This window comes from Bradyrhizobium uaiense (assembly GCF_010811875.1).
Classification (GTDB): Bacteria; Pseudomonadota; Alphaproteobacteria; order Rhizobiales; family Xanthobacteraceae; genus Bradyrhizobium; species Bradyrhizobium uaiense.
Genome location: NZ_VKHP01000434.1, coordinates 1 through 3,026, shown reverse-complemented (window position 1 = coordinate 3,026; position 3,026 = coordinate 1). Strand labels below are relative to the sequence as shown.

At 58.5% G+C, this 3,026-nt stretch carries 2 protein-coding genes and 1 pseudogene; all 3 read left to right on the top strand.

The genetic code is table 11. The features are described from left to right. The first annotated feature begins 225 nt into the window (after positions 1-225). Positions 226-498 (top strand): hypothetical protein, encoded by a 273-nt coding sequence (locus tag FNJ47_RS54945; protein WP_163163195.1) that lies wholly within the window; start codon positions 226-228, stop codon positions 496-498. A 1,146-nt stretch (positions 499-1,644) separates the two neighbouring features. Beyond that, positions 1,645-2,025 (top strand): annotated as a pseudogene (locus FNJ47_RS54940) (S1/P1 nuclease); the annotation flags it as partial. Positions 2,026-2,257: 232 nt separating this feature from the next. Continuing rightward, positions 2,258-3,026 (top strand): IS630 family transposase (locus FNJ47_RS45315; RefSeq protein WP_206685409.1); only part of this gene is annotated, 769 nt, incomplete at its 3' end.

The window sequence follows — 3,026 nt, the reverse complement described above, 5'->3', positions numbered from 1 at the left end:
CTGGCATGTTCTATCATCAGGCATAGGCATAGTTATAGAAATTGACATCACTACCTCCGGCGCGCCAACGCTGGAGAATCTCAGATTGCCAGTCGGTCCGCAACGCGCGATGGCCTTGGCGCTTACGGTGAAGCTTATGTGCGCCGTGCTTGAGGTCTCGCCGGCGGCATCACGCCTGGCGCGAGCGCCCGGTAAGCGCACGCACAGCCGCCAATATGGGCGCTTTTGGCCGCGGTCCGACAGGTCCGTCAAGACAGCGGCGGGCGCTATGGCAGCCCGTGGGTCTACGCCGCCCTACGGGTACAGCGACGTGGCGCCAGCCGTGGCCGGATCGAACGGCCGATGCACCGGCGCGGCGTCCTCGGCGGGATCGGTCGAGGCAAGATGTTCGCGGCCGTGGTTGGAAACGATGGCTCACTTCTCCGTGAGAATCCGATTGATGAGCGACTCGCCGGACGGCTAGCAGACCGAGCCGCGCTTGGATCTTACCGGATCTAACCTTATCTCCGACAGTCACCGAATAGTGCCAATAGCCGCCTGGATTTGGTTATTTGAATAGTGGCCGCCCCGATGTGCCTCGTACGTTGTAGGGGGTCATTACTTCTTGACAAAACCTGACCATTTTCGGGATCGGATCAACAGAAGAGGTATGAGCTCGCACGCCGTGAGGTTGAGCGGCGCAAGCGGGAGGAAAGTTCGATCGCCGATCTATATGAGGAAGAATGCCAACAGGCTAGTGTAGAGGAGCACCATACTTGCAGCGGTCAGCGCCAGGAGGCCACCTGAGACAAGGTCATGGTTGCGCATTGAAAACCTCGTTCGCGCCACGCATGCGCAGGCAGCGGCGCCTGCTCTCCGTCATCCGGACTCCGGTTCTTATTGCTCAAATTGGCTGTACTATTTCTGCCGCTGTCGCGAAAGGATGCATTTTTTATGCGCCCTGGTGGCTCAGTCCGCCGCATTCTGCAGCAAGAGAGCATATCGAGGACCACATCTCTCTTTCCTTATCGGTTCGCTTCGCCTCATCCTATAACCGGCTGTGAGCCGTTTCATAATTGCAATACAGTTCATTGAGTATGCTGACTAAATGTGCAGGTCTCTGAGCCTTCTTATGGCTTGCGCAATCACGTTGGCGGCACGTGGATGATTCAATCCCACACCCGGCGGAACCCATGCCGGCAGTCAATGTGCTCTAACCCGAGCCATTATCCGGCAGAGAGGACTGGTTGATGCAATCCGACAACCTCGAGGGGACAGAATGACCGCTCAGACTCGCAGCTCCGATCTGGATGGTCCCCTTCGCGGCGGCCAGCACCTCTTCCGCCTTAGCATGGGGCCAGCTGGGCCATTTCCATCATCGCGGAATTGGCAGCGGCATTTGTGTCCGGTGGCGCAGAGCAAGCTTCGAGAGTTGATCGGCGGCGCCTCTCTCGCGGCGATCTCAAATTGGGCCGATAACTACAAATTCACGTCGGAGGGAAAGAACACCGATCGGTGGCATTTTGTCAATATTTGACATCAAACGTTCGACATACGATGCCACGATCGATTGCAAGGATCTGAACGACCATGGCAGCTGCATCGTGCAAGGCCTGCCCGCAGCCATTGCCATCCTGAAGGACAAATCCCACTCCAACGAAGACAAGGCTGCGTGCGTTGAAACTCGTTGTACACCTCGCCAGCGATCTCGAACACCCGTTGCATGCGAGCGAACGCAACGGCGACAAGGGAGGCAACAAGCTGCAGGTTGTCCTACACGCCAAGTGGCCCGATGGCACAGCGTATACCAAGGCGTCAACGTTCCACAGCAAGTGGGACGATTCCCTGGTCGACCTGCAGGCCTATTCGTGGGGGAGTTACGCGGACGCTTCCGATGCCGCTCCACTACCGACCGTGGAGGGTCCTCCATTCGACGAAGCATGTATCGCAGCCTTGGCGAACGATGCGCACGCCTTGGGAATAAAGGCGTACCAGCTCCTGCCAACAGCGCCGCCGGATAGAAGCATCCGTCCATATCCTGAGTAACTCAAGCGAAATGAATTTCGCGCGGCGTCTTACTAAGGGTTTCGATGCCGTTTTTCGTAACGAGCACGTGTTCACTGCAGCCGAACCCGCCATCGTAGCCCGAGAGATATTCCACATGCGTTTCCTGTGACGGTATTTTGTCTGACATACTCGTCATCTAGTGTTCCGTCCCGTAAGTTCGTAGCATAATTATTGCAGGGGTTTCGGGTATCCTGATCGAAGGAGATACCCGATGCGCACCGGACGGCCGAAGGCGACGCTGACGATTTCCAGCGACGAACGCACGCAGCTCACGGCCATCACGCGGTCGCGCTCGCTCCCTGCGGCGCTGACGCTGCGGTCAAAGATCGTGCTGGCCTGCGAACGTGAGCCGAGCAACGCCGTCGTGGCGACGCGGCTTGGTGTCGGTCCCCATACGGTCGGCAAATGGCGCAATCGCTTCATCGCAAATCGGATCGAGGGGCTCTACGACGAGATGCGTACCGGCAGGCCCCGCACGGTTGAGGATGAGGCGGTGGCCGAGCTGATCACCAAGACACTCGCTCGCAAGCCCAAAGCCGCGACCCATTGGAGCGTGCGCGCCATCGCCAAAGAGACGGGGCTTGCCAAAAGCACCGTTCATCGCCTGTTCCAACTCTTCGGCCTGCAGCCTCACCGCACCCGCAGCTTCAAACTCTCGACCGATCCCTTCTTTGTCGAGAAGCTGCGCGACGTGGTCGGGCTCTATCTCAATCCGCCTGACAAGGCCGTGGTGCTTTGCGTCGATGAGAAGAGCCAGATTCAGGCCCTCGAACGAACCCAGCCCATGCTTCCCATGGGGTTCGGCTACATTGAAGGCGTCACCCACGACTACGAGCGTCATGGCACGACCACCCTGTTCGCCGCCCTCAACGTGCTCGACGGCGCAATCATCGCTCAATGCAAACCCCGGCATCGTCACCAGGAGTTCCTCGCCTTCCTGCGTCACATCGAAGCTAACGTGCCGCCTCAACTGGACATCC